General features: G+C 57.5%; 19 protein-coding genes. 8 read left to right on the top strand and 11 right to left on the bottom strand.

Annotated elements, in window-relative coordinates:
- Window position 1 precedes the first annotated feature (1 nt).
- From ASD03_RS34720 to ASD03_RS34695, 7 genes are all read right to left on the bottom strand, one after another.
- Window positions 2-808 (bottom strand): DUF2189 domain-containing protein, encoded by an 807-nt coding sequence (locus tag ASD03_RS34720; protein WP_057209347.1) that lies wholly within the window; start codon window positions 806-808, stop codon window positions 2-4.
- 22 nt (window positions 809-830) lie between these two features.
- Window positions 831-1,022: a hypothetical protein gene (locus ASD03_RS41400; protein WP_082557479.1), complete on the bottom strand. Its 192-nt coding sequence runs from the start codon at window positions 1,020-1,022 to the stop codon at window positions 831-833.
- Complete coding sequence (ccoP, locus tag ASD03_RS34715; protein WP_057209350.1) at window positions 1,022-1,903, bottom strand: cytochrome-c oxidase, cbb3-type subunit III; 882 nt, start codon at window positions 1,901-1,903, stop codon at window positions 1,022-1,024. Before ccoP ends, ASD03_RS41400 begins: the two co-directional genes overlap by 1 nt.
- Window positions 1,894-2,061: a CcoQ/FixQ family Cbb3-type cytochrome c oxidase assembly chaperone gene (locus ASD03_RS34710; RefSeq protein WP_057209352.1), complete on the bottom strand. Its 168-nt coding sequence runs from the start codon at window positions 2,059-2,061 to the stop codon at window positions 1,894-1,896. Before ASD03_RS34710 ends, ccoP begins: the two co-directional genes overlap by 10 nt.
- Before the next feature lie 17 nt (window positions 2,062-2,078).
- A complete protein-coding gene (ccoO, locus tag ASD03_RS34705; protein WP_057209355.1) occupies window positions 2,079-2,831 on the bottom strand; it encodes a cytochrome-c oxidase, cbb3-type subunit II in 753 nt (250 codons plus the stop codon).
- A gap of 4 nt (window positions 2,832-2,835) precedes the next feature.
- Complete coding sequence (ccoN, locus tag ASD03_RS34700; protein ID WP_057218583.1) at window positions 2,836-4,488, bottom strand: cytochrome-c oxidase, cbb3-type subunit I; 1,653 nt, start codon at window positions 4,486-4,488, stop codon at window positions 2,836-2,838.
- A gap of 361 nt (window positions 4,489-4,849) precedes the next feature.
- Window positions 4,850-5,053, bottom strand: a complete 204-nt coding sequence (locus ASD03_RS34695; protein WP_057209358.1) for a hypothetical protein — start codon at window positions 5,051-5,053, stop codon at window positions 4,850-4,852.
- A gap of 389 nt (window positions 5,054-5,442) precedes the next feature.
- Here ASD03_RS34695 and ASD03_RS34690 point away from each other — a divergent pair, with 389 nt between their 5' ends.
- The 6 genes from ASD03_RS34690 to ASD03_RS34665 all read left to right on the top strand — a co-directional run bounded on the left by ASD03_RS34690 (window position 5,443) and on the right by ASD03_RS34665 (window position 12,229).
- Window positions 5,443-6,363, top strand: a complete 921-nt coding sequence (locus ASD03_RS34690; RefSeq protein WP_057218689.1) for a metalloregulator ArsR/SmtB family transcription factor — start codon at window positions 5,443-5,445, stop codon at window positions 6,361-6,363.
- A 114-nt stretch (window positions 6,364-6,477) separates the two neighbouring features.
- Window positions 6,478-7,986, top strand: coding sequence for an alpha-N-arabinofuranosidase (locus ASD03_RS34685; RefSeq protein ID WP_057218582.1), 1,509 nt, complete (start codon window positions 6,478-6,480; stop codon window positions 7,984-7,986).
- A 26-nt stretch (window positions 7,987-8,012) separates the two neighbouring features.
- Complete coding sequence (ugpC, locus tag ASD03_RS34680) at window positions 8,013-9,110, top strand: sn-glycerol-3-phosphate ABC transporter ATP-binding protein UgpC (RefSeq protein WP_057218581.1); 1,098 nt, start codon at window positions 8,013-8,015, stop codon at window positions 9,108-9,110.
- 1 nt (window position 9,111) lies between these two features.
- Window positions 9,112-9,993 carry a sugar ABC transporter permease gene (locus ASD03_RS34675; RefSeq protein ID WP_057218580.1) on the top strand — a complete coding sequence of 294 codons (882 nt, stop codon included), beginning with the start codon at window positions 9,112-9,114 and terminating at the stop codon, window positions 9,991-9,993.
- The gene (locus ASD03_RS34670) at window positions 9,990-10,841 is read left to right on the top strand and encodes a carbohydrate ABC transporter permease (RefSeq protein WP_057218579.1); all 852 of its coding nucleotides are present in this window, start codon (window positions 9,990-9,992) and stop codon (window positions 10,839-10,841) included. The genes ASD03_RS34675 and ASD03_RS34670 overlap by 4 nt, the downstream gene beginning before the upstream one ends.
- Before the next feature lie 77 nt (window positions 10,842-10,918).
- The gene (locus ASD03_RS34665) at window positions 10,919-12,229 is read left to right on the top strand and encodes an extracellular solute-binding protein (protein ID WP_057218578.1); all 1,311 of its coding nucleotides are present in this window, start codon (window positions 10,919-10,921) and stop codon (window positions 12,227-12,229) included.
- A gap of 855 nt (window positions 12,230-13,084) precedes the next feature.
- Here the strand turns inward: ASD03_RS34665 and ASD03_RS34660 are convergent.
- Both ASD03_RS34660 and ASD03_RS41395 read right to left on the bottom strand, forming a co-directional pair.
- Entirely contained in the window at window positions 13,085-14,365 is a 1,281-nt protein-coding gene (locus ASD03_RS34660) for an MgtC/SapB family protein (protein ID WP_057218577.1), read from the bottom strand.
- A gap of 850 nt (window positions 14,366-15,215) precedes the next feature.
- Window positions 15,216-15,623, bottom strand: a complete 408-nt coding sequence (locus tag ASD03_RS41395) for an alpha-hydroxy-acid oxidizing protein (protein ID WP_057218576.1) — start codon at window positions 15,621-15,623, stop codon at window positions 15,216-15,218.
- 363 nt (window positions 15,624-15,986) lie between these two features.
- Here ASD03_RS41395 and ASD03_RS34650 point away from each other — a divergent pair, with 363 nt between their 5' ends.
- Window positions 15,987-16,397 carry a PAS domain-containing protein gene (locus ASD03_RS34650; protein ID WP_057218574.1) on the top strand — a complete coding sequence of 137 codons (411 nt, stop codon included), beginning with the start codon at window positions 15,987-15,989 and terminating at the stop codon, window positions 16,395-16,397.
- A 503-nt stretch (window positions 16,398-16,900) separates the two neighbouring features.
- Window positions 16,901-17,107: a hypothetical protein gene (locus ASD03_RS34645; RefSeq protein WP_057218573.1), complete on the top strand. Its 207-nt coding sequence runs from the start codon at window positions 16,901-16,903 to the stop codon at window positions 17,105-17,107.
- Window positions 17,108-17,606: 499 nt separating this feature from the next.
- Here ASD03_RS34645 and ASD03_RS34640 read toward each other — a convergent pair whose 3' ends face one another.
- Together ASD03_RS34640 and ASD03_RS34635 are read right to left on the bottom strand one after the other, a co-directional pair.
- Window positions 17,607-19,034, bottom strand: coding sequence for an ATP-binding protein (locus ASD03_RS34640; protein WP_057218572.1), 1,428 nt, complete (start codon window positions 19,032-19,034; stop codon window positions 17,607-17,609).
- Complete coding sequence (locus ASD03_RS34635) at window positions 19,031-19,753, bottom strand: response regulator (protein WP_057218571.1); 723 nt, start codon at window positions 19,751-19,753, stop codon at window positions 19,031-19,033. Before ASD03_RS34635 ends, ASD03_RS34640 begins: the two co-directional genes overlap by 4 nt.
- Between the last annotated feature and the right edge of the window lie 8 nt (window positions 19,754-19,761).

The raw sequence follows: 19,761 nt of genomic DNA, 5'->3' as shown, positions 1-19,761 counted from the left end.
GCTATTTCACCGCTTTATACGCGTGCCAGGTTGCGTGGCCGAGAAGCGGGAAAATGACGATCAACCCGATGCCCGCGGTGGCCACTGCGATCACAAACAGAGCCAAAATCAGCGCACCCCAGAGCAGCATTGGACGCAAGTTGTTCCAGACCAACGCGGCACTGACACCCATCGCCGTGAAGGCATCGATCTGCTGGTCGAGTAGCATTGGAATCGAAAAGGCGCTGATTGCAAATGAGAAACCTGCGAACAAGGCCCCCACAAATAGACCCACGGCTAGCATCGCCCAGCCGGTCGGCGTGGTGAGGAGCAGTTCGGCGACGTGCTGGAGGCCGGGGAAGGGGCGAACGCCAAAAAAGAGTGCATAAATCAGGACTGCGGCTCGCATCCACAAAAGCATGAGCATGCAAAGGAGCAATCCTGTGAAAAATACCTGAGCGCCAGCTCTCGGGCGGACGCCAAGCATCCCACCGAACGTGGTCTGCTGCGCGCTCTCAAGGCGAGCACTCTTCAAATAGAGACCCGACGCCAGAAGTGGTCCGATGATCATCAGACCGGCAACAACTGGAAAGAGAAAGTAATCGCGCCCGGTTGCAAACAATACCCATACCGAGAGGCTGCAAAGAGCGCAGACGACGACGCCATAGGCCAGGCTTTGGGCAGGGGAGATCAAGAAGTCGCGCCAGCCTTTAGCCAGCCAGGTGAACGGGGCGTTTATGGGCAGGTGTCGTTGCCATTTTGGGTTCCAAGTTTCTTCTATACCCGAGACCTCACTAATGAGACGCCTGGTTTTGTTGTGCGAAACCATATGACTCTCCTTAAGCTCGCGATCAGCACGATGACTTGGCTGCCTTGAACTGCCCCGGTCCAGTTCCGGCAACCTTCAGATGCGCTACACATCCAGGATCGCTGTCGTACGCCACAAACAACAAATGAGCATTCGCGCCCACAAAGAGCGCGCATGCCGCAGCAATGAGAGAGAAAACCAGGATGGCCGATTTTGATCGGTTTCTTGTCGTCATCACGGCTTCTCTACTCCAAGGGAGTTCACATAAAGAGCCAGGACCTTGATCTCGAGGGGCGTCAACCGCTCGTCCCAAGTTGGCATGTGGCCCTGCCGTCCGCCGTGAACTGTATCGATGATATTTTGAAGGCTACCGCCATATACCCAATACTGGTCTGTAAGGTTGGGTGCCCCAACCTCCTGATTTCCTTGGGCATCCTCACCATGGCACGCAGCGCACGTTGTGAGGAAGACTTCGCGGCCGCGCTCCATTTGCCCGACGTTATCGGCAGTGGAGGCGGCGGGAATAGTGAGGGAGCGAACATACAATGCGACATCCCTGACCTGATTGCGATCCAGCATTTCGTCACGGCCAAAGGCGGGCATCTGCGCCACCCGGCTCTCCTCATGCTGGGTGTTGATCCCGACTTTGAGCGTCTGAGCAATGTTTTGCGGACTGCCGCCCCACAGCCAATCGTCATCCGTGAGGTCTGGGTAGTTATTCCTACCCCGCCCATCGACGCCATGACAGGCAGCACAGTTATCTCCGAACAATTGGTGCCCCATCGATCTGACGGTGGCCATCAAACGTTCGTTGGCTCTGATTTCGTCGAAAGATAGGGTTTCAAGTTGTGTCGTCAGGGCGGCCCGGGCTGATGTGGCACTTGCCAATTTCTCTTCGACGGTTTTGCGCTGGTCGATACCCAGCAGCCCCTTGGTGTAGGTCGAACCAAGCGGCCATGTAGGAAGCAGCACCCACCATACAAGCGCGAAAATATGCGTGATGATGAGGAAAAGAAGGACCCCTCGCGGTACCGGAGTGTCCAGTTCTTTTATGCCGTTCCATTCGTGCCCGGTTGTTTTGCGGCCGCTAACGGGATCGATTTCGTCTACTTCCATGGCACATCGTCCTCATCGAGAATGTTGTGTTTTGCCCGGTCGAACCGAGCCTTGTTAGACGGCCAGAAAGTGTAAACAAGCACGCAAATCGAGAAGCCGATGAGGTAGAATAAGCCCCAACTCTTGGCTGCTTCAACCAGAGTATCGTGCGTAAACATTTCGGCTCTCCCCGGGTTCAATCGTTGGGATCGGGTGCTTGTTCCGTCGCTGCCGTGTTGGCATAGGCGGCTTCGGTCAGACGGCCAAGCACTTGGAGGTAGGCCACGAGCGCATCCATCTCGGTCACGTTCGTGGCAACGCCATCGAAGGCAGTGACTGTCGTATTCTCCCCGTATCGCTCGGAGACGCCTGAGGATTGCGTGCTGTCGGGCATTGCCTGGCCGTAGGCGTCAGACGAGGCATTGGCAATCATAGCGTCTGTGTAGGGCACGCCAACCACTCGCTGAGCTTGGAGGTGCTCGGCAAGGTCGTTCATCCGCAATGGCGTCCTCGCAAGCCAAGCATATGCCGGCATGTTCGACTCCGGCACAACGTCACGAGGATTGCTTAGATGAGCGACGTGCCAGAAGTCTGAATACTTCCCACCGATGCGGGCAAGATCGGGTCCCGTGCGTTTAGATCCCCATAACATTGGATGATCGTATTTCGACTCGACTGCAAGCGAGTAGGGGCCGTACCGTTCAACCTCATCGCGTAGCGTGCGGATCATCTGGCTGTGACAGGCGTAGCAACCTTCCCGGACATAGATATTGCGGCCTGCTAACTCGAGCGGCGTATAAAGCCGCATATCGTCCACAGTTTCGACCGTCTCGTCGATCGTGAACAAGGGGGCAATCTCCACAATGCCTCCTACACTTGCCGCAGCGATGATTGCCAGTACAAATCCGATTGCAGTCCGTTCGAGCTTGCGATGAAACAGTTCTGGCATCGCTTTACTCCGCTGGGCCTGTTGCCGTGTTCTGTGGGATTGACGTGATGGGCGGCGCATCTCCTGCGTAACCCCCCACAGGGGCTTCCCGAACGGTCATCCAGATATTGTAGGTCGCAACGATCGCGCCCAACAGGAAGAGGAACCCCCCGAAGGCGCGGGCGATATAATAGGGATACATTGCAACCAGTGAATCGACGAACGAGTAGGTAAGATTGTTGTCTTCACTATAGGTGCGCCACATCAGACCCTGGATGATGCCCGAGTTCCACATGGCAAACACATAGATCAGCGTGCCTGCAAGAGCGAGCCAGAAGTGGACTTCGACCAGCGTGGCTGAATACATGCGTTCCCGTTTCCAGATGGCGGGCACCAGCGTGTACAGTGATCCGTAGGTGATCAGCGCCACCCACCCGAGTGCACCCGCATGCACGTGCCCGACGGTCCAATCCGTATAATGGGAAAGGGAGTTCACCGGGCGTATGGCGAGAAACGAGCCTTCGAAGGTGGACAACCCATAGAAAAAGGCGGCGGTCATCATGAAACGAAGTGTGGCGTCATCCCGAACCTTATGCCACGCTCCGTTGAGCGTGAGCAGCGCGTTCCCCGCTGAGGCCCATGATGGAACGAGCAACATGACCGAAAATGTCATGCCAAGATTTTGTACCCAATGAGGCAATGCTGTGTAGTGTAAGTGGTGGGATCCGGCCCACATATAAAAGAACGTGATACCCCAGAAGCTTAGTATCGATAGGCGATAGGAAAAAATAGGTCGTTCGGCTCGTTTCGGCAAATAGTAATAAAGCATTGCCAGAAAGCCGGCAGTCAAAAAGAAAGCAACAGCGTTGTGCCCATACCACCATTGCACCATAGAATCCTGGACGCCTGCCCAGATTGTATAGCTTTTTGCGTGGCCGAGTGAGACGGGGATCGTCAGGTTGTTGACGATGTGCAAGATAGCGACCACCAGGATGAAAGCCATATAGTACCAGTTGGCGACATAGATGTGAGGTTCACGGCGACGCGCCAAAGTCCTGATGTACAGGATGAAGTAGGTCACCCAGACAATTACCAGCCAGAGATCAGCATACCATTCCGCCTCGGCATATTCTTTCGATTGGGTGATCCCCATGAAATACCCGGTGACTGCCAATATGCAGAATAGATTATAGCCCATCAGCACGAACCACGGACTGAGCTGGTCGGCCAACCTTGCGCGGGACGTTCTCTGGACGACGTGGAATGAAGTTGCGATCAAGGCATTGCCACCAAATCCAAAAATGACGCCCGTCGTATGCGCTGGACGGATGCGGCCGAAACTTGTCCATGCCGTATCGAAGTTAAGACCGGGCCAAGCGAGCTGTGCGGCCGCCCAAACACCGATGAACATCCCAAAGATCGCCCAGGCGAGGGTGAATGCGACACCGGCCTTGATCGGATCATCATAGTATCGCTCGATACGGGTCGGATCGGGCACACCCTCAAATGCACGCGAAATGATGATGAATATGAGCGCGACACTGTAGAAGAAGATTATTGCGCCATGAACGCCCAGGGGGTCGGTTCGACCAGCCACTCCCATCGCGATCCCGATAATCGCGAGCAAAATTAATATGGCGGACGCCAGCCCCCGTTCGATGGTCGTCAACTGTCCCATGGTTCGACCCCTCCTGCGGTGCCTCGTGTTCGACCATCTATCTTCCGCTAAGTGCTTTTCAAGTGCGAAAACAACGAATTGATATTCGTCAGTGGGACACGAGAGGTGACAACAAACTACCCTACTGTTCACTGAAGCCGTGGTCAGTCGGTTGCGCCCTAGCAAGGTAGCAGAACTTTCCTCGCAAGGGCCATGAAGAGTTGTCGAAAGCCGCTTCGCGGCTTGAATAGATTGGACCTTTCCAAGACCCAGACAGGATCAAAGACAAGCTATCGATCCTGCCCTCATTGCTCGGCCGGTTCGAAATCTTGAGCGGTTGCGGCCTACGCAGTGCCCGCTTGTTTTGGAGCGGCGACGACCGCTAACAGCTCATAAGGTGCCTGAGGGCCTCCGCGTCTTGGATGCCGCTTTGGTACAGCCCTATAAGGCGGGCGGCGAGCGCATCAGCCTCTTCACTTTCCAGTGCAACCCGCTTTCGACGCACCAATTCGCGAAACACACCTTCGATTTTCCTAAAGTCTTCAGGCGCTATTATCTCTTGGCGAGATCCAACGGTTTTGTTCATCACACATAACTCCCCACCGGTAAGGAGGACATGTCATGCTGTCCCAGCGCAGATAATTATGCGCCGCATTTGGCGCGGTGCAATCGAGAATTTCCGGGAGTAATGCCTGCTCAAGTGCTGGGGTGTGTGTTGCGGCAGAATTGGCGAATTTGCTGTCGCGCTGTCCGCAGGGATCGGTCAGCGGGCCGGTGTTGCTCGCCCACTTTGGCGGCAAGCATCTCAATATCGAACTGCACGTCCCTGGCTTGACCAACCACATCATCCAAAGCCTGGAGAACGCAATTTTCAGCTGGGGAAACGCGCGGGGCGTCGAGTTCCGGAATGGCCCTGTGGCAATTGATTATATCAAGGTATCTGATACAGATCGGGTGCGACGTTTCGGAGGACATATGAGTACGCGATTTCTGATGATCAGCCCGGAAGACGGCAAGGACGTGTTGAGATGCCTTGCCGCTCCCGCGCGTCTTTCGATGTTGGAGCTTTTGCACAATCGCGGACCGCTGAACGTCAATGAAATAGCGGAGGCATTGGAGCTGCCGCAGTCGACCACGTCAACGCATCTCAATCTACTGGAGGAAGCGGGTCTTATCCGAACCGAGGTTTCCAAGGCGCGAAAGGGCAGCCAAAAGATCTGCCACGCCGTGCACGAGGAGATCATTCTCTCTTTTGCCAGCCCGGCCCGAACAGCGCAGGAGTTGATCGAGGTTGCGATGCCAGTCGGTCTCTATAGCGGATACGAGGTCTACGCGCCCTGCGGCATGTGCTCCCGTGACGGCATCATCGGTTACCTCGACAGTCCCGACACATTCCTCGCGCCAGACCGTATGAAGGCTGGTTTACTATGGTTTTCAAAGGGATATGTCGATTATCAGTTTCCCAACAATGCCCGCATCAAGGGTGCGGAGGTCAAGGAACTCGAGGTCATCCTAGAGCTCTCCTCCGAAGTGCCGGGTACCTCGGACAACTGGCCATCGGACATCACGCTTTCCATCAATGGCAAGAGTATCTTCGTGTGGACCTCGCCTGGCGACTTTGGCGATCGCCGGGGAAAATATACTCCCGACTGGTGGAAGCTTCGGGGCAGCCAGTATGGCGTACTGAAGTCCTTCCGCGTCACCGAACATGGTACCTTCATTGATGGTGTGCGCTTTTCCGACACCAATCTCGCTGACCTCAACCTGCTCGAACATCGTTCAATTCGTCTACGGATTGAAGTTCCGGAAACGGCCCAACACCCAGGTGGCATCAATATCTTCGGTCGAGGTTTTGGCAATTACGACCAAGACATCGTGCTGCGTTTGAAGATCTGATTTGGCGATTGGGCGCTTGTTGCCGAAATTGGCGGATTGACGCCTGCGCCTTCCTGTGTAAATTATCATACTAATTGATATATATCCATAGTTTGGATATACAGGGAGGGAAGCATGCGCGCAGTCGGTACCGCACACAGCGGTTACGTCATCAGTACCGTTGATCCACGCCTTTACGGCTCGTTCGTCGAACATCTCGGCCGTGCCGTTTATTCGGGGATCTACGAGCCGGATCACCCGACGGCTGACAAGGACGGAATGCGCCAGGACGTGATCGACCTCGTTCGTGAAGCCGACGTTCCGATCGTACGCTATCCCGGTGGCAACTTTGTATCGGCCTATAACTGGGAAGACGGCATCGGCCCGCGCGAAGAACGTCCCGTGCGCCTGGACCTTGCCTGGCATAGCTCCGAAAGCAACCACGTTGGTGTCCACGAATTCGCCGATTGGGCGGAAGCGGCCAGCACCGACATGATGCTCGCCGTCAATCTCGGGTCGCGCGGCCTAGATTCGGCTCGCGCCTTCCTCGAGTACGTCAATCATCCGGGCGGCAGCTACTGGTCGGATCTTCGCCGCAAGAACGGCCGCGACGAGCCCTGGAACGTCAAGATGTGGTGCTTGGGCAACGAGATGGATGGCCCCTGGCAAATCGGCCAGAAGACGGCGGAGGAATACGGCCGCATCGCGTTCGAGACCGCAAAGGCCATGCGCGCCCTCGACAAGTCGATCGAACTTGTGGTCTGCGGTTCGTCCTCGCCGAAGATGCCGACCTACCCGGCGTGGGAAGCCACGGTTCTCGATTACACCTACGATTCCATCGACTACATCAGCCTCCACATGTACTTCGATAATCATGCAGGAAACACGGCCGATTATCTGGCGCAGAACGCCCGTCTTGACGACTACATCGCCACCGTTGCAGGCGTGATCACCTACACCAAGGCCAAGAAGCGCTCGCAGAAGGATGTCTATATCAGCTTCGACGAGTGGAACGTCTGGTATCACTCGCGTGAGGCCGACCGGAAGGTGCTGGAAGGCAACGACGGTTGGCCGCATGCCCCGGCGCTTTTGGAAGACATCTACAATTTCGAGGATGTGCTGCAGGTCGGCTGCATCCTCAACACCTTCATCCGCCGTTCAGACGTGGTAAAGGTCGGTTGCCTGGCACAGCTCGTCAACGTCATCGCACCGATCATGACTGTCCCGGGTGGACCCGCCTGGCGGCAGACCACGTTCTTCCCCTACGCCTACGCCTCGCGATATGGTCGAGGCAAGGCGCTGCAATTGGCGCTGGACTGCCCCGGCTATTCCACCGACTTTGCAGAAAATGTCGCCTATCTCGACGTTTCCGCTGTCGAGACTGAGGCCGATGGTGCCCTTACCTTCTTCATCGTCAACCGACACCAGAAGGAAGCGATCGAGCTTGAACTCGCTCTTGAAGGCTTCGGCGACCGCAAGGTGATCATGGACAAGGTCATGGAGGGTCACGATCTTCGCGCCGTCAATGGTCCCGGAGGCGAAGCGATCGAGCCGCGGGATGGCTCGGGTGCATCGGTTGCTGGCAGGCGTTTGGTCGCCGCAATCGCGCCGCTGAGCTACCGGATGATCCGGCTCGGCGCGTAAGACGGCAACGACAGGGAGGAGGGACCATGTCAGCATCGATCGAGATCAGCAACGTCACAAAGCGCTACGGTGCGCTTACCGTGCTGGACGACATTTCGCTGTCGATCAAGGCAGGCGAGTTCGTCGTCTTCCTCGGGCCTTCGGGCTGCGGTAAGTCCACCCTTCTGCGTATGATTGCAGGTCTGGAGGATGTGACGAGCGGCACGATCGCGGTGGGCGATCAGCGCGTCGACACGCTGCCACCAGGCAAGCGCGGCGTCGCCATGGTCTTCCAGTCCTATGCGCTTTATCCGCATATGTCCGTCGCCCAGAACATGTCCTTCGGCCTAGAAAACATCGGCATGCCGAAGAAGGAGATCGGGCGTCGCGTCCAGCAGGCCGCCGCAACGCTGGAAATCGCCCATCTTCTCGATCGAAAGCCACAGAAACTTTCCGGTGGACAACGCCAACGCGTGGCGATAGGGCGCGCCATCGTCAAGGAGCCGAAGGCCTTCCTGTTCGACGAGCCGCTGTCTAATCTTGATGCTGCCCTTCGCGGGCGCACCCGGCTGGAACTTGCGCAGCTTCACGGCCGCCTCGGCAGCACGATGATCTTCGTAACGCATGATCAGGTGGAAGCGATGACGCTCGCCGACCGCATCGTCATCATGCAGAACCGCAGGATTGAGCAGATCGGCACACCGATGGAAATCTATCGACGTCCCGCAAGCCGGTTTGTTGCAGGCTTCGTCGGCTCGCCAGCCATGAACTTCGTGCCGATCAAGAGTGTGGCCGACAAAAGCAACACACTGACGCTCGGGACGAGGGGCCTTGGCGACATCCATGCGGCCTTCCGCTTGCCACCGAGTTTTTCGCCAGAAGGTGCAAGCCTCGGCATCCGCGCCGAGAATGTGGCCGTCCTGCCGGCCGGTCAGGAAGGCATTGCTCTTACGGCCGAAGTCGTCGAGCGGCTTGGCGATCGCACGCTGATCTACGGACAAATGTCTGACGGCACTAAGTTGACGGCCGAAACCGACGGACGCAGCGAGGCGCGCGGCGGCGAGATATTGCAGATCGCTATCGATACGACTGCCATCCATCTTTTTGACGCCGCCGGTATCGCCCACCATTCGGAGCGCGACTGACATGGCCGAGAGTTATCGCCGCAGCCAGTGGAGCAATGGCCTTTTCATCGTACCTTACCTATCCGTCTTTATGGCGCTGCTCGTCTTTCCGCTCTTCTGGGGCGCGTGGCTGAGCCTGCACAAGGTCGATCTGTTCGGGCCGGGTCGTTTCGTCGGCCTTGGAAACTATGCGCGCGTGCTTGCCGACCCAGTCTTCCTGCAGGCTCTGCGCAACACGATCGTCTTCGTGCTTTTGAGTGTGCCGTCGCTGGTGGCACTCGGACTTTTCCTAGCACTTGCCCTCAACAAAACAACACGGACAACCTCGTTCCTGCGCGGCCTGTTCTTTTCTTCGTCAGTACTTTCGGTGACGATCGTGACGCTGATTTGGCGCTTCGTTTTCATCCCCGGCGACGGACTGTTGGCGGTAGTTTCCGAACAGTTCGGGGTACAACCGATCAACTTCCTCTCGACGAGTGGCTGGTCTTTGTTTTCGGTCGGCGTCGCGACCGTGTGGTGGTGCCTCGGCCTGCCGATGATGCTGTTTCTTGCCGCTCTGCAACAAATCCCGAACGATCTCTATGAAGCCGCAGCGCTCGACAATGCCAGCCCTTGGCGCGTGCTCAGCCGCGTTACGCTCCCCTCGATCGCTCGCACCATCATGCTGGTCACGATTATCCAGATCGTCATGCAGTTTCAGCTTTTCGGCCAGGCGCAGATCATGACCAATGGCGGTCCCAACGGCACGTCTCGACCGCTGGTCATGTATATTTACGAAGTAGGCTTCGTGCGCTGGGATGTCGGCAAGGCTGCTGCAGCTTCCGAGTTCCTGTTCCTCATCATTCTCGTGGCGGCGATGGCGCAGTATGTGGTTTCGACGCGCAAGTCGGAGGCCTCCGAATGAGCACGGATCAAACGACCTATCGCCCGGAGGCCCTGACCGGTAATCGGACGCTGCTTGCGATCGCCATTGTGCTCTCGGTCGTCATGATGGCGCCCGTCGCTTGGCTCGTCGGCCTGTCGGTCAAGGACAACAAGGAGCTGATGCTCGGCACGGAATCGGTGTTCCAGTTGCCCTACACGCTTGTCAATTACGTCAATATCATCCACTCGTCGCAGGCCTTCGGCTGGTTCTTCAACAGCGTCGTAGTTGCGATCGGGCAGACGGCCGGCGTGCTGATCCTGTCCTCGCTTGCCGGTTATGCCTTCGCGCGCCTCGAATTTCCGTTTCGCAGGACGATCTTCGTCATCGTGCTCTTCGGCCTTGCCGTGCCCGAGCAGGCGGTCATCATCGCCCGTCACCAGATGTTCAACTGGTTTGGCCTGCATAACTCTTATATCGGGCTGATGCTGCCTGGCATGTCCTCTGCCTTTGGGGTCTTCCTGATGACCCAGTTCTTCAAGGCGATCCCTAAGGAGATCGACGAGGCGGCACTGCTCGACAATGCCTCGTCGCTGCGCATTTTTTGGAAGGTCCTTTTGCCGCTGACGCTGCCGGCCCAGGCGACGCTCGGTATCTTTACTTTCCTGCATGCCTGGAACGACTACTGGTGGCCGCTGATCTCGGCCACGAGGAAGGAGATGTTCACGCTCACCATCGGCATCGCCTCCTCTCAGACCAATTTCGCCCAGAGCGAAGGTCTCGGCTTCCTCAGCGCACAGGCCGTCTTTGCCAGCCTGCCCGTGCTGATCGTCTACGTGATTTTCCAGCGCCATATCGTCACCGCGGTTTCGAGCGGTGCTGTGAAGTGACTGCTGCTGTGGCCGGGAGGAAAGGGCCGCAGCAGGCTTGAACCAGGGCGAGAGCCCCTCAAAGGGAGAGATATACCATGAGACGTTTTCTACTCAGTACGGCAGCACTGATTGCGCTGACCTGCGGCACCTCGGCTCACGCGCAGACGAAGATCGAGCTGCAGCGCTTCTTCGGCGCCTGCGACGCAGAGTATGGTTCCGTCACCGACGTTTCCAAGGCCGTCGGCGAGTGCGGCATCATTACTTCGCTGGTCAACAAGTTCGAGGCCGACAATCCGGATATCGACGTCAATGTGACCACCGTGGAATGGCCGGGTTACGACCAGCTCAACGCCCAGCTCTCATCGGGCGCCGCTCCAGATGTCGTCTCCATGCACTACTCCGCGATCTCTGACTACCAGTCGCGCGGCCTGATTGACCCGATCGATCAGGTTCTTTCCACCCAAGGCATCTCGCCTGACAGTTTCACGGATGCCGCCCGTGACGGAGTGACCAAGGAAGGCAAGATGTTCGGTTTGCCCTTCGACAACTGGACCATGCTCTTCCACGTCAACATGAACCTGATGAAGGAAGCCGGCCTCGTGAACGCAGACGGCACGCCTATTCTTCCGAAGTCGGCCGACGAACTCATAGCTCAGGGAAAGCAGTTCAAGGAAAAGACTGGCAAGCCCTATCTCGTGCAGATCCTCGCCAATGAGACGGCCGCCTATGCGCGTGTACTCTACACGCTGCTGCAGCAGCAGAACGCTGACTTCTTCGCCGATCCGACCAAGATCACGCTGAACACGCCGGAAGCCAAGAACGTCGTGGAGTTGATGAAGAAGATCAAGGACGTAGGCCTGACGACAACCGGTCTCGACTATGCGGCTGCTGTTACGGCCTTCACCAATGGCGATGGTGGCATTGCGGTCAACGGCACCTGGCTGATTGGCGATTTCGTCGCCCAGTCGGAAAAGGAGGGTACGGCTCTTGCGAAGGGCTACACCGTTTATCCGGTCCCGCAGCTCTATCCTGGTCGTGACAGTACCTATGCCGACGGCCACAGCTGGGTTATGCCGCACAAGGATCGCTCGCCGGAACAGATCGAAGCGATCGGCAAGCTCTTCAAGTTCCTCGCCGAGAACGACTTCCAGTGGGCTCGCACCGGTCACCTTCCGGCGGTCAAGGTCGTCTTCGACATGCCAGAATTCAACTCGCTGCCGCACCGTGAAAACATCGCCGAGATTGCCGAGACTGGTCGCTCGCTGCCCGGTGCTGTCCAGCGTCAGTTCGCCATCCAGGACATCATCGGCGAAGAGGTGGGCGCGGCCGTGAACGGCGACAAAACAGTCGACGAAGCTCTTGGCAGCGCGGAGAGCCGCATCAACGACCTGCTTGCCAATCTCTGATGGCAAACAGACCAATTCGGGCGTGGGACCTGGGTCCCACGCCCGAATGCAAAAAAGGATGACCTTCGTGGCGAAGGTCATCCTTGCACACGATCCCGACGGATCATCATCTGGATCGTTTTTTTGCGCGTGCACTAATATAACCGCTAAAGCACAGTTTTGTTCCCCCGGAATGGCGGGTGGTAACGGGATCGTCTCCGACCAGGCCGCTTTTGCTCACTGGGAGACTGCGCCGCCCGCAGGTCAGACGCGTTGGTCTGCGGCAGTGCCGGGACGGTTCATCGGCTTGAGAAATTGACCGGAGAGGAGTGTCTCGGTATCGAGGTGAGGGATGAAGCCGACGGCGGGATCTCAACGTTACTTCCATGCCTTGAACCTGGCCCAAACGGGATTTTTGGTGGGAACCGGTAGCAAATGGCGCGTTCGATCGGCGGGTGGGTAGCCTTTCTCGCCTTCACCGAACTCGGTGCCGAAAACCAATTCGAGCTGAGCCCGCTTCAATTCACGTTTGCTTTGGAACCTTAAGCCCCACACGCCGCTTCCTCTTGTTGAAACGGGAGTAACTGGCTATGCCCAAGAAAATTACTGTAGCTAAGAAGCAAGCGGACCGCCGCCCCAAGCACCAGGAAACGATACCGGAACCCGATGATCTCAATCATCCGTGCCGAGACACGAGAGAGACGCCAGCGCCGAACCCAAACGGCGAGCCTGTCAGACCTCGTAACCGCGTCCCGGCCACTGCAAAAGAAATCTTGCGGCGGCGGTGATTGATCTCGGCTGCGCGCCTTTACTGCCGCCAATCGCACGGCTGGCGAAGCGACTCTCGTCGATTTTCGGATTGCTGGGACGTGCTGCTTACTGAGAATTGGGAAAGCTGGTACCAAGCACGAAATAGGCGAACAAACCTGCGGCGATTGCAGCAAGCGTCGCCAAAGCGAGCGTGAGCGCGTATGATCCTTTGCCGCCGGCTGAAAAGGCCAGCACCACTTTCGTCAGCAAATTGATCATCACCGCGATCAGGATCGCCGCGACGGCAGTTGTGAGATCGACCGACGTCGGCGTAAGCCGTGCAGTCGAAAGCGTGATCGCATCGAGATCCATCAGGCCGGAGACAGCGGCAACCACAAAAAGCATGACCTGGCCGATTCTCTCGACCAGAAACTTTGACGCCACGGTAACGCCGCCGAGCAGGGCGCCGAAACGCAGTACCTCGCCGAGTTCGAATGGGTTTTTCAGGTGAAGATCCGGCGCATCACGCTTACCGCCGCTTCGCCACAGAATCAAACCACTTGCAGCCAGTAGCACGAACACGGCCGGCGTTAACACGATCGCGAGAGGTACCAGGAGAACAGGCGCTATGACGGCACCGATAATGACGACACGGACCAGCGACAGGGCGCCGGCAATCACCGCGCCGCAAGCCAGTCGCCGAGCACTCTCCGGTGCGTCAGCTGCGAAGCGAGCAAAGGAGAGTGTCAGCGCCGTGGAGGAGACCAGTCCACCGGCGGCACCAGCAAACAGAATTCCGCGATTGGGGCCGGCAACGCGGATTGCGACATAGCCGGCAAAGGAGATGGCGGCGATCGTGATCGTCAGCAGCCACAGCGCGAATGGGTTTAGCGCCTGCCACGGATCGATGGGCTCGTTCGGCAACAGCGGGAGAGCAACTAAGCTCATGGCAAGAAGAACGAGGGCTGCTCGAACCTCCCGCCAGGTCAATTGCCGGAGAAAGCCATGCAGGCTGCGTTTGGCCGCAAGAAGTGCCGTGGTTGCAACCCCACCGGCGGCGGCTAGCCGTATGTCGCCCACGACCGCAACCGCGCCAAGCGCGACGACCACGAAACTCGCGATGACTGTCGTTGCGCCGTAATCCTCTTCTTCCTCCGCCTCGCGCCGCTTGAAAATGACGAAAGCAGTGCCGAAGAGCAATAGCAGCACCGCAGGCATGACAGGACCCGATCGTAGGTGGAGATAGCCGGCAAGTCCGCCGAGGAAACCTGAAAGTCCGAACGTCCGGATGCCCGCGGTTCTGCCGCCGGATGGCAAATCGCGGTCCTGCCAGCCTCGCTCGCAACCCACAATGAGCCCGATTGCAAGCGCCACACCGAGTCGTTGGAAGGCTTCAACAAATTCCATTCGAAATCATAATCTTCCGGCGGGCGGAAGGACAGCGTGCACAGCGGTTACAAAGTGACATTCATGCAGTTCCGTAACGGTCAACCAGCCGACCAGCCAAAGGACATTCTCTTCATCGGCGCACGCGATACGCCCATGGGGAGCCGGTCGCGGTGACTTTCGACCAGACGGGGCGCCCACTGTCGCCGACGCGGTGGGCAACGTCATCTCGCGGGTACACCCGTCTAACGTGGGAACGAGCCAACCTGCTGGCGGGGATTTCTGTCGTGAGCATCTTCCTCTGTCCGAACGGCAGGAACACGATGGAACATTTCTATTCGAAAGAAGTTTTGGCAGTTGTGAGTGAGCCGGACGGTATCTCACCCTTCATCGTGCCTGCCCCCCCGGGGGTGAGCCGTCCGGTTTTACTCCTATGCCGCTTTATGGAACCCGTCTCGACGAGGGTTCATTCCCCCAGCGACAAGATTTGGTGGGTTGGTGCGCAGGCGACGATCGTCTTACCTTAACCAATGATGCCATCCCATCCCCCGCTAGCCCCGACTTGACCGTCTCAGCGATGGTCGTGCCCAACGCGACGAGCTTTCCATCGACGCATGTAACAAACCGCCCACTACACCTTGGCTTTTGTATTCTCCCAATCGAAAGAATTCGTCCGCACGGCTTCTTCTGCGTCGGCGAGGCTGCATCTGCGAGATGGCCCCTTGTGACCGGGTGAATAATTGTAGAATCGGACCTGATGCTAAAAGTTCCATTAGGGCGCGCGAATATACGCAACCCTTCTATTTGGGCTGGCCGCTGACAAATCCACCGCGGACGCCGACCCGCTGCACTAGCAAGACTGCCCGCCGCCTCATGCGCTGACGACTCGCGCAGCATGCCCGACATTGATCGAGATGTCGCTGCCACGGCAGATGATGCTGTCAGCGAGGATGGTCATGCGTCCGCCCACGGTGTCGGCGATCCCGGGAAGCGCGTCGACCGCCGTCGGCGCGCAATCCATGTTCCCGCACGCGCTCGTTGACCACCAAGCCCTCGGGTCTCTCTTCGGCATAAGTCGGCAGGTTCGGGATAGGCCTACAAGCGCAACCGATCGGTAGCTGCGGCGTTGGGCGTCGGGCTCGAAGGGCTTGCCCTTGATGATGCCAAGTGCGGCCAGCGACCCCATAATCTCTGGATCGAGCGCCTCTGCCGGTTCCTTTTGCACCAGGTCATTGATCATCTCGAAATAGCTGAAATCATTGGGCGGTATGGTATTCATCGCCTTGCCGGTTTCCCGGTGAATTTGACCGGCTCTTGGGGGTTATGGTCGGAACGACAGGCCGCATTTGCGAGATTTGCTGCTGCAGCAAGGTCGTGCCCACGCTTTTGCCCCCTAGCGATTGTTCGATCTTGGCTGGAGTTGTTAGTTTATGCTAATTCAAGGCGGGCGCAGGTCTATCTAAATTCGCTTGAAGACGACAGCATCGGATGCCGCGACAAACAAATCTTCATGATTTTTGGGAAAAAATTGGTGGCTGCGAATGCCGGAGATGTAAAATCGCCAATCGACTGTGACGCTGGGATTGACGATGCCCCTAGAGGGCATTGTCTACAACCGTGTAGCCCAAAACAGGGAGGATCGATGGTAGAGGTTGGAGAGCGCACGTTCGTTGTGGATCTGCCCGATGCGGATACAACGGACTCTGGAATTTTTACCTGGGATATTGCCCAAGACCTTGTTTATGGCGATGCCGCCTTGGCGGAGCTTTTCGGTCTTGTCGCCGAGGAGACCAATTGCGGATTGCCCCTCAAACTCTACCTTGATCGAGTCCATCCCGAAGATCGGCCACGCTTGGCAAAGAAGATCACCGAAACAATAGTTGGAGGGCGGGCGCAGCAATCCGCCTATCGCGTCAAAACGCATGGTGGCCGCTATGTTTCAGTCATTGCCTTCGGTAGATGCTTCCGCGATCGCAAAGGCAGTCCGGTTCTCTATTCGGGTATCGTGGTTCTGGAAAGCGCGACCTCAACAAACGACAACCGAAAACACTGATTTGCTTGCGGCGGGACAGCACGCGGCCGGGAGGATTGTAGTCCTTTGACCTGGTAACAGCCTGTCGCGAAATCGCTACCAAGCTGTTCGCCGATTGAACGGCACAGGTGCTACATCTCGTTGGTCCACCGACCGCCGGCCAACCGGTGTTGGACCTTTTGAGGTTTGATCACGATAACCCATAAGAATTAATTGATTTTCTTCTCCGTACCCATAGACTTGCACTGCGGGGCACCAACCTGGTCTTGACGAATTTGCTAACAAACTAGGCATATTGCGGCGCCGATTGCTGGATATTTGCAGGTTAAGATTCAAAGTCATCGGACGAGCCCTGGTTCCTGGACCAGGGCTCTTTCGTTAGGGCTGCCCAGAGATGATAAGCCGCTGACAACTCGCGTCGCCGAGTGCTCCAGGGCGCATGACGGCCGGCTAAAGCTCGAATGAACCAACGGAGCGGTTGAGAGTTTAAGAGACATGATCGATTCGCGACGAAGGAATACATCATGACCACTTCCGTCTTCAGTTCAGCGCATCACACCAACAAGATAAAATCCGAAATGAACGCCCTCATCCAGCATCTGCGCGAAGACGTCAATGCCGTCGACGACACGCAATTGAGAGCCCTATGCGAAACTTCGGCAGAAGTCCTTGGTGGATTGGTAAAAGCATTCACCGACTATGAGTTGAAGAACGAAGCCGCCTGGAAATAGTGTGTCGCTCGAATTCATATGTAGCTCGTTCTGCGCCTCAGTGGCTCAGCAACGTTGGTACTAAGGATTGGGTGGGTAGCGGCCTGTCCGTTTCTTGAGATCAGAAGAGGCGCCGCCGTCCCAGGGCGCCGGATCTGTGGTTATGTACCCGAGATATCTTACCTCACACCCCGCTCGCCATCCGCGCATGGTCACATAAATCTTCAATTTCGAGGCGTTCAGACCGACGCTGCGTCTAGCTTCATCCTCGCTGAGTTTGGGTACGGCTTCCGCCACTACAAAGCCCCTCGATCGCGAGGGTGAGCCGCCTTCGCCGCGAGATCATACCGTCTGAGCAAATCGACTTGTCCGGTTACGTCGAAGATGCCATGCGGTTGCTGGCGGTGATATCGCCGGCCTGTTCACCTGCTTTTCAGGGCGGCAGACTTTTCGTGCCCAGACAAGCACCGGACCGTAAGCACCCAAGCCACGAGCGGTGTTCCACGGCTACAGAAAACTATTATGGCTTCTTTGGCAGACTGACCGTTACGCTGAAGCCCGGATTGCCGTGAGAAAAGACAATATCGCCGCCGTGACGCCGGACTATCGTCCTTGCGATCGCAAGGCCTAACCCCACACCGCCCGTCTCGCGGTTTCGGGAGGCTTCGAGGCGAAAGAACGGGGCGAACACTTTTTCATGCATCTCCTCGGGAATGCCCGTTCCATTGTCCTCGACAACGACATCGATGGACTGATCCCCATCATGAAGGTGTACGCGTGCCTCACCGCCGTACCGCACAGCATTCTCGATGATGTTGCGAATGGCGCGCCGCAGGCTGTCTGGGCGGCAACGGTAGGTCGACTTTTCCCCGTCGCAATAGACGACGGGCTGATGCATTTCCGCAAGGTCATCGCAAAGGCTGCCGACCAGCGCGTTCAGGTCGACGGTGCGCGTCTCTTCCGCCGCTGCTTCGCCGCGCGCAAAAGCAATCGTCGCTTCCGTCATGGTTTGGATCTCGTTGATCGTCTCGAGCATCCGCTGCTGAATGTCCGGATCGGTGACGAATTCTGCCCTGAGCCGAAGCGAGGTCAGGGGCGTGCGAAGATCGTGGCCGATTGCCGCGAGCATCCGGGTACGATCTTCAATGAAGCGAAAAAGCCGGGCCTGCATCCGGTTGAAGGCCGCTGTCGTCTGACGGATGTCGTCTGTTCCTTCCTCCGGGAGGGAAGGTACGTTTTCTCCTCTCCCAATCGCCTCTGCTGACGCCGCTAACCGCTTGAGGGGACGGGCGATGCGGTTGGCGGCAAAAATCCCAATCACAGATAGAAAGGTGGCCGCTGCTGCGAGTGAATAGAGCGTTTGCGAGTTCCACCAGGGTGCCGAAGAGTCGGTGTAGTAGGCCGTATTAAGCCACGTGCTGTCGCCCAGCTGGACAGCGAGGCCAAACCCGACCCCATCGTTGCCGCCAAGAGGCATGAACCTGGCAGCCTGCGGCAAATTCCACGTTGCCTCGGAGGGCGTGGCCCATGGCTGGCCGGCATTGGCCGAGGCAATCACGTCTCGTGTGGCATCATCGATGGCTGAGGAGACATTGAAACCCGCATGCTGAGGGAAATCGACGAAATTCGCCAGCGGCCGCGCCAGTTCGTCCGCAGCCTGTTTGCGCCAGGCATCGGGATCGACAGGCTCGCTGTCAGAAATCCAGAAACGCGAATGAGCCGTCTCGCTGGCTTCCAAGGCTTCCTGCTGCAAACTGGCCGGAACGGATCCCATCAGCCGGGTAAGGGATGTGGCGCGCGTATAGAACTCGCTCTTGGAAGCAGCGTACAAGGCACGTTCGCGTTCATTCCGCGATATGAAGAAGGATAGCGCCTGCGACACGATCAGCGTGACCAGCACGAACCCAATGAATTGCGCCGCGAGGCTCCTGCGCCACCAGTAGATCATTCCGAAACCACATCGGCGGAAAGACTGTAACCTCCGCCCCAATGCGTCCGGATGATCGAAGGATTTTTAGGATCCTCTTCCATCTTCTTTCTGAGACGGCTGACATGGTTGTCGATGCTGCGGTCGAACACATCTGCGGCCCTGCCCACCGTCAGATCGAGCAACTGATCGCGCGTGAGCACGATGCCGGGATGTTCGAGGAAGGCTTTCAGCAACCGGAATTCGGCCGTGCTCAGCGGGATCCCGACACCATCGGCGTCGGTCAATTCCTGCCGACCGACATCCAGGCGCCAATGTGCGAAATGAATGATCCTCGCCTTGCTGGACTGTCTCGACTGTGGGGGCAGGCTGTTAACCCGGCGCAGCACCGCGCGGATCCTCGCCAGCAGCTCTCGCGGGTTGAACGGTTTCACCAGATAATCGTCGGCACCGATCTCCAGGCCAACGATGCGATCCATCTCCTCCGTCACGGCGGTCAGGAATATGATCGGTACCTGGCTTGTTCCTCTAATCTCGCGACAGACGGAGATGCCGTCTTCGCCTGGCATCATCACGTCAAGCACGATGAGGTCGATCGCGCCGTGCGCCATGATGCGTTTCAGTGCAGCGCCGCTTTCTGCGAGACTGATCCTATAGCCTTGCTTGGCCAGGTATTTACCGACGAGGTCGCGTATGTCCCTGTGGTCGTCAACGACGGCGATGTGAAGTGTTTCTTCCATTCAGCAGA

The organism is Ensifer sp. Root127, from assembly GCF_001425225.1.
In the GTDB taxonomy this organism is placed as follows: domain Bacteria; phylum Pseudomonadota; class Alphaproteobacteria; order Rhizobiales; family Rhizobiaceae; genus Ensifer; species Ensifer canadensis.
Note: the sequence above shows the minus strand (reverse complement) of the source record. Positions and strands in the feature narration are given on the sequence as shown.